The organism is Actinoplanes sp. NPDC048791, assembly GCF_040650095.1.
In the GTDB taxonomy this organism is placed as follows: domain Bacteria; phylum Actinomycetota; class Actinomycetes; order Mycobacteriales; family Micromonosporaceae; genus Actinoplanes.
Genome location: NZ_JBEZGQ010000428.1, coordinates 1 through 6,752, shown reverse-complemented (window position 1 = coordinate 6,752; position 6,752 = coordinate 1). Strand labels below are relative to the sequence as shown.

General features: G+C 71.8%; 4 protein-coding genes, 1 tRNA gene and 1 pseudogene. 1 reads left to right on the top strand and 5 read right to left on the bottom strand.

Annotated elements, in window-relative coordinates:
- Window positions 1–371: 371 nt before the first annotated feature.
- Window positions 372–1,115 carry an oxidoreductase gene (locus AB0C29_RS26845; RefSeq protein WP_360825448.1) on the top strand — a complete coding sequence of 248 codons (744 nt, stop codon included), beginning with the start codon at window positions 372–374 and terminating at the stop codon, window positions 1,113–1,115.
- A gap of 14 nt (window positions 1,116–1,129) precedes the next feature.
- Here the strand turns inward: AB0C29_RS26845 and AB0C29_RS26840 are convergent.
- From AB0C29_RS26840 to AB0C29_RS26820, 5 genes and pseudogenes are all read right to left on the bottom strand, one after another.
- A tRNA-Gly gene (locus AB0C29_RS26840) sits at window positions 1,130–1,202 on the bottom strand.
- Between the two features lie 99 nt (window positions 1,203–1,301).
- A complete protein-coding gene (locus AB0C29_RS26835; protein WP_360825445.1) occupies window positions 1,302–4,028 on the bottom strand; it encodes a DUF5682 family protein in 2,727 nt (908 codons plus the stop codon).
- Window positions 4,025–5,134, bottom strand: coding sequence for an AAA family ATPase (locus AB0C29_RS26830; protein ID WP_360825442.1), 1,110 nt, complete (start codon window positions 5,132–5,134; stop codon window positions 4,025–4,027). Before AB0C29_RS26830 ends, AB0C29_RS26835 begins: the two co-directional genes overlap by 4 nt.
- A 16-nt stretch (window positions 5,135–5,150) precedes the next feature.
- Window positions 5,151–6,464, bottom strand: coding sequence for a VWA domain-containing protein (locus tag AB0C29_RS26825; protein ID WP_360825439.1), 1,314 nt, complete (start codon window positions 6,462–6,464; stop codon window positions 5,151–5,153).
- Window positions 6,461–6,752 (bottom strand): annotated as a pseudogene (locus AB0C29_RS26820) (hypothetical protein); the annotation flags it as partial. The gene AB0C29_RS26825 and the pseudogene AB0C29_RS26820, both read right to left, overlap by 4 nt.

Sequence of the window (6,752 nt, the reverse complement as noted above, 5' to 3'; positions counted from 1 at the left end):
GCGGCGACGTCCCGGCCGCCGCACCCCTCGGCCACCGGCGCGGCGACGGCACGTCCGAGGCGCCCCGTCAGGACCGGCGCGGTGTCGGTCCGGCCGCCGCAAAGACTCAAGCGGATCTCCGCGAGGCTTGCTGCCGCGCACTCCCTCACCGATCCGGGCGAGGTCGCGGCCCACCGGATTCCGGCTGGGAGGCCCTGGTGGAACCAGCTACGCCGAACACTCCCTCGCAGATTCGAAGAGGTGTTGGCTGGGGATGTCCACGACAAGGAAGGACCCACCCTGATGCCCGTACAGACCTGGTTGATCACCGGTTGTTCGACCGGCCTCGGCCGTGCCCTCGCCGAGGCGGTCCTCGCGGTGACAATGCCGTCGTGACCGCCCGCGACGCCGCCAAGGTGCAGGACCTGGCGAAGGCGTACCCGGACACCGCGCGCGCCCTCGCGCTCGACGTGACCGACCCCGCACAGGTCACGGCAGCGGTGCAGCAGGCCGAGGCGCACTTCGGCCGGGTCGACGTCCTGGTCAACAATGCCGGCTACGGCTACCGGGCCGCGGTCGAGGAGGGTGACGACGCCGACGTGCGACGGCTGTTCGACACCAACTTCTTCGGTGCCGTGGCGATGATCAAGGCGGTGCTTCCGGCCATGCGGGCTCGCCGGGCCGGCGCGATCGTCAACGTCTCCTCGATCGGGGCGCGGATCACCCCGGCCGGTTCGGGCTACTACTCCGCCGCCAAGGCCGCGCTGGAAGGCATTTCGGGCTCGCTGCGCAAGGAGCTGCAGCCACTGGGGATCTCGGTGATCGCCGTGGAACCGGGCGCGTTCCGGACCGACTTCGCGGGCCGCTCGTTGACGCAGTCGGCCGAGCCGATCGACGACTACGCGGACACGGCCGGCAAGCGTCGCAAGGAGAACGACACCGTCCACGGCACCCAGCCGGGCGACCCCGCGAAGGCCGCGCAAGCGATCATCACCGCGGTGGCCTCGCCGGAACCGCCGGCACTCCTGCTGCTCGGCGCGGATGCCCTCCAGGCATTCGGCAACGTCCTGGACGCGGAACGCGCCGAGCTGGAGCAGTGGAGGGACCTGACCGTGAGCACGGGCTTCGACGGGTAGGTGTCGTTCGGGAGAGCGGACGACGGGATTCGAACCCGCGACCCTCACCTTGGCAAGGTGATGCGCTACCAGCTGCGCTACGTCCGCTTGTCTCTCCGGCGCGTTGCCCCGGCGACGGAGGAAACACTAGCAAATCCCCCACCGGCCGAGCACCCGGGTACGGCCCCCGCCGTCTCGAGATCACCTTCACGTCATCAGCTCGGCCACCGCCTCCCCCGTAGCCGGATGAGCCGCCAGCAGCTCAGCCACGCCGTCGACAGCGACCCCGAGCAGCTCCGCCACTCCGTCGGTGGCTGACGGGTACGCCGCCAGCAACGCCACGGCGGCGCTCACGCCCGGGCCCACCGGCGGCTTCCCGGGCACGCCGTCGGCGTCCCAGGGCGCTGTCCAGGAGTCGAGCTCGGCCAGTGTGCCGGGGAACGTGCGGCCCGCCTCCCGGGTCAGGACCGGGACCAGCTCCGCCGCGTGAGTCCTGAGGGTGGTGATCAGGGTCGGCAGCCAGGGCAGCAGGACCTGATCGGGCAGCTGCCCGAACGCTTTCGACAGCGTCTCGACGACGAACGGCGCCAGCCGGGGCACCGCCTCCAGCGCCTGCACCAGGCCGCTGACGTACTGCGGGAACGCCGGCACCACCAGCGGGTTGTCGAGCAGAGCGTCGACCCGGGCCCGCAGCTCGGCCAGGGGCAGCAGACCCAGCTGATGCTGGGCCGCCCAGAGCAGCGCCAGCTTCATCGGCTCCTGCGGGTGCGACTGCCGTACGGCCAGCTCCAGCTGTCTCCGGTCGCAGCCCAGCGACAACGCCAGGGTTTCCAGGCTGACCAGGAAGCCGAGCATCGCGCCGACCTGCCGCACTCCGGTGTCCTCGCTGACGAACGCGGTGGGCAGGAGCGTGCAGTAGTGCGCGTACCCCTCGGTGACGAACCGGTCGCACCAGGGCGGCAGCGCCGGCTCGGTCGTCCGGTAGTAGGCGAGCAGGCGGCGGATGCGGCGCAGAACCGTGGGGGCCTCGTCGACGGTGCGTTCCCCGGCCAGCAGGTCGACGGCCCGGGCGCCCAGGTCGTCGGTGAGCCGGGGACTGTGCAGGAAGACCAGGGACTGTTCGACGGCCCTGAGCGCGGTCGCCGCCGTGGCCTCAGGGCCCCAGGCGGCGCGGCGGAGGCGTTGCTCGAGGACCTGTTCGACGGTCACGCCCTCGTAGCCGAGCTCGATGATGGTGCGCTGGTGGCGGCCCAGGTCCAGGTCCCAGCTCTCCTGGAGGGCCGGCTCGCCCAGGCGGCGGGTGCCCATGATCGGCCGTACGGCGTGGTCGGGCAGCAGGTAGCGGAGCATCCACAGCAGGTCCGAGCAGGCGGCGAGCTCCGGCCGGGCGGTGACGTCGAGCAGCGCCCGCTGGATAGTGCGTTGTTCCAGGTTGAGGCCGAGCGGGGCGAGCCGGTCGTAGACGTCACGGGCGAGCGGCGGCATCGCGGCGTACCCGACCTGGCCGATCCGGTCGCCGCCGAGCAGGACCTCGCACAGCCGGCGTACGTCACGACGGCCCGGCACGACCTCCTTCTCGATGCAGGTGACGGCCGCGTCCTGGAAGTCGTACGGCGTGGGCCGCGCCCGCCCGCGCATCCCGGCCAGCAGGATCGACGTCTCGAAGACGGCGATGGCGTCGGCGGTGCTGGCCAGATAGCCGTTGCGCCGGGCGAGCCGCACAATGTCGACGCACCAGCCGCGCAACTCCTCCTCGTCGAGCCCGTCGAGGACCGCCGGTGTCCCGAGGTAGGCGGTGAGCTGGTCGGTCACCGTCACCGGCTCCATCGCGGGCGGCGGCAAGGCCTTCGCAGCGCGCTTCCTGCTGCCCTTCTGCCCCGCCAGCCGGTACGGCGTGAGCCCGCTGCGGCCGAGCGCCTTCTCCCAGGTGGCTGCCGCGATGGAGACGGAGCCGGGGGCGAGCTCGAACTGCGCCTCGATCGCGGAGTGGCTGGACGGGATGAGCCCGTAGAGCCACTTGCTGCCGGTGGGCGGCGGAATGGTGAAGTCCGGCGCCGACGGATCGGAACCGGCCTCGGGCACGCGGCTGGCGGCGTGGAAGGCCCCGCAGACGTACAGGCAGTCGGCCCGGTCGGCGCCGCCGGCGGCGAGGTGCTCGCGGATGCGCGTCCACATGTGGCGCTCGCGGTCCTCGTCGATCGCGTGCAGCCGGGTGTCGTGCGGGGTCAGGCGCCGGAAAAGGCTGCCGATCAGGACCATCACCTGCCGGTACGTCGCGTGGTCGGCGCCGGCGAGGGGCTGCTCCACGTACTGGTCCCACCATTCCGACCAGTGCCGGACCCGGCCGTGGCGCAGCAGGTGCTCCTCCAGTTCGGCGAAGCGCGGCCGCAGATCGCCGAGCTCCACCCCGACCGCATCACCGTGCAGCTCCCCCGCCGCCTCGGTGGACGCGGCCGGCCCGGGTGCGGGCATCCACTGGAAGATGTGATCGGAGGACCGGTCGACCAGGACGAGCTCCACGCCAGGGGTCTCAAGGGCGTAGGCGATCGCTTGGTATTCCGCCGACGCCTCGGTGATCGGCGCGATCACGCTCAGCGGCGCCGCCTCCTCGGGGAAGCCGTCCAGCTCGGACGCGAACGCCTGCAACGCCACCGGCAGCCGGCAGTTTCGCAGTTCGCCCAGCAGCGGCCCGAGGTCCTCGCAGAGCTCCAGGTAGATGACCGTCGGCCGCTTCTCCCGCAGCCGCCGGACCATGGCCAGCGCCGAGGACGGCGAGTGGTGGCAGACCGGGAAGATCTCCACCGGCTCGCGCAGGGCGTGGTCGACGTCGTCGACGATGCCGGCGAGGATCTCCGGCAGCGCCGCCGGTCCGCCGGTGAGCGCCTCGGCCGCCTCGAGCAGCTGCGCGCGCAGCTCGCCGAAGGGGTCACTCACGACAGGGTGGCGATCGCCTGGCGGCCGCCCTCCAGGAAGCCGGACCATTCGCCGCCGTGGTCCTTGCTGCGTGGCTCGACGACCCCGTGCCAGTACTTGTTGAGGATGGCCAGGTCTTCGGGGCTGCGCCGGGCCAGTGACCCGACCAGCGCGCCGGCGAGCGTCTGGGCGTTGAGCGTGCCTCCGAAGAAGGTGCTGTGCAGGATGGCGTCCTCCAGGACGCCGATCTGCTCGGCGGTGGACAGCGCCGACTCCAGGCGTTCGTCGTCGCCGGTTGCCGCGGCCGAGGCGGCGCGCAGGTCGGCGAAGCTCTGCAGCAGCACGTCGAGCAGTGTCGGTGGCACCTCCAGCTCGATGTTGTGCCGGCGCAGCAGCTCGGCGGTGCGGAAGCGGACGATCTCCGCCTCGCTCCGGCGGTTGGTCACCATGGGGATGCGGACGAAGTTGAAGCGTCGCTTGAGTGCGGACGAGAGGTCGTTGACGCCCCGGTCGCGGCTGTTGGCGGTGGCGATGATCGAGAAGCCGGGCTTGGCGAAGACGATGTTGTCGTCGTCCAGCTCGGGGATGGAGACGTACTTCTCGGAGAGGATCGAGATCAGGGCGTCCTGCACGTCGCTGGTGGAACGGGTCAGCTCCTCGAAGCGGCCGATCACGCCGCCCTCCATCGCGGTCATGATCGGTGACGGGATCATCGAGGCGCGGGACTGGCCCCGGGCGATGACCATCGAGACGTTCCACGAGTATTTGACGTGGTCCTCGGTGGTGCCGGCGGTGCCCTGCACGACCAGCGTGGAGTTGCGGCTGATGGCGGCGGCGAGCAGCTCGGCCAGCCAGCTCTTGCCGGTGCCGGGGTCGCCGATGAGCAGCAGACCGCGGTCGGAGGCCAGCGTGACGACGGCCCGCTCGACCAGGCTCCGCTCGCCGAACCACTTCTGCGGGATCACCCGGTCGAGGCCGTCGGCGCGGACCGAGCCGAGGACGAACAGGCGGACCATCTTCGGGCTGAGCCGCCAGGAGAACGGCTTCGGCCCGTCGTCGACCGACTCGAGCCAGTCCAGCTCGTCGGCGTACTTGACCTCGGCGGGGGCACGCAGCATCTCGCTCATGGCAGCTCCTTGGTTGTCAGGCGATGAAGTCTTTGAGCTCGGTGACGAGCTTGCCGATGGTGCCGGAGATCACCGGGGTGCCCAAGTCCCGCAGCCGCCGGCGGAACCAGGGGTTGACCTGCTGGGCGCCGGAGCTGGTGACCGAGCCGACCGGGATGAAGCGCACCCCGGAGCGGTGCAGGGCGGCGATGCCGTCGAACAGCGGCTGGGACCGGTCGAACTCGTAGAAGTCGGAGATCCAGACGAGCACCGTGTCGGCCGGAGCGGCGATCTTGGTCTGGGCCAGGGCCAGGGCGGCCGGGCCGTCGTTGCCGCCGCCGAGATCGGTCCGCAGCAGCACCTCGAACGGGTCGTGCACCCAGGGCGTGAGATCCAGCGCGCGGGTGTCGTACGCGATCAGGTGCACCTCGACCCGCGGCAGCCCGGCGAAGATGGAGGCCAGGATGGTGCAGTTGACCATGGAGTCGACCATTGACCCGGACTGGTCCACCACCACGATCATCCGGGCCGGGCTAGTGCGCCTGGCGGTGTGCCGGTAATACAGCCGGTCGACGTACAGGCGCTCGTCGGCCGGGCTCCACCTCGGCAGGTTCTGCCAGATGGTCCGGTTGACATCGAGGTTGCGGAAGACCCGCCGGGGTGGCACGGACCGGTCGACGGTGCCGGCCGGTGCCTGCGCCACCTGGGTGCGCAGCACCTCGGCGACCTCGTCGACGAACCGGCGGATCAGCGCCTTGGCGTTGGCCAGGGCGACGCCGTCGAGGTTGCTCTTGTCGCGCAGCAGCTGCTCGATCAGCGACATGCCGGGCGTGAGCTGCCGGGCCAGCCGGGGATCGGCGAGGACCTCGCGCAGCCGCATCCGCTTGACGAGCTCACCCTCGATCCCGGCCAGCACCGCGGTGAGGTCGCCACCGGAGCCGCTGCCCGCGCCGGTCGAGCGCCCCCGCAGCTGCCCGGGCTCGGCGCCGAGCGCCCGCTCGAACCAGCCCGCGTCGGCCTGCCAGCGGGTGAGCTGCCCGGCGGTCACCTCACCCGAGCCGGTGGCGAAGACGTTGAGCAGCACCTTGGAGATCAGGGCCGCCCGGCGCACCTCGCTGTCGCGGTCGTCCGCCGTGGTGGTCAGCAGGCCGTCGAACTCGGACTCCAGGTGCGGGAACCGTTGCACCACCGTGTCCACCGAGACCGACGGATCGAGCAACGCGGCCGGCAGTCCCAGGTCGTCGACGACGGCCACGCTCGCGGACTCCAGTGCTGCCTGCTCCTCGGGGTCGAAGAGCCGGGCCAGGAGCCGCCAGTAGAGCACCTGCCGTCGGTGGTGCGCTGTCGTCACTTTCGCAGCAGCCTTCCCGCTCGCTCGCGCAGCACGTCGACGGCGGTGCCCGCGACCGCCTCCGCCTTCGCCGCCCGGGCCTCGGTGGGGCCCAGGGCCCAGTCGCCGGTGTGCACGGCGACCGCCTTCCTGCCGATCAGGGTCTGCACGGCCAGCGGCTGCACCGACCACCGCCCGCCGTCCCAGCGCAGCAATCCCAGGCACGCCGAGGAGGCCGCCACGAGCGCGGGCGTGAGCGGACCGGCCGCGGGCAGCCGGCTCACGTCCACCGCCAGGGTCGTGCCGCGG

Excerpts from the sequence above, each read along its gene's own strand:
- AB0C29_RS26830 (WP_360825442.1), bottom strand. The coding sequence starts at position 5,134 with ATGAGCGAGATGCTGCGTGCCCCCGCCGAGGTCAAGTACGCCGACGAG.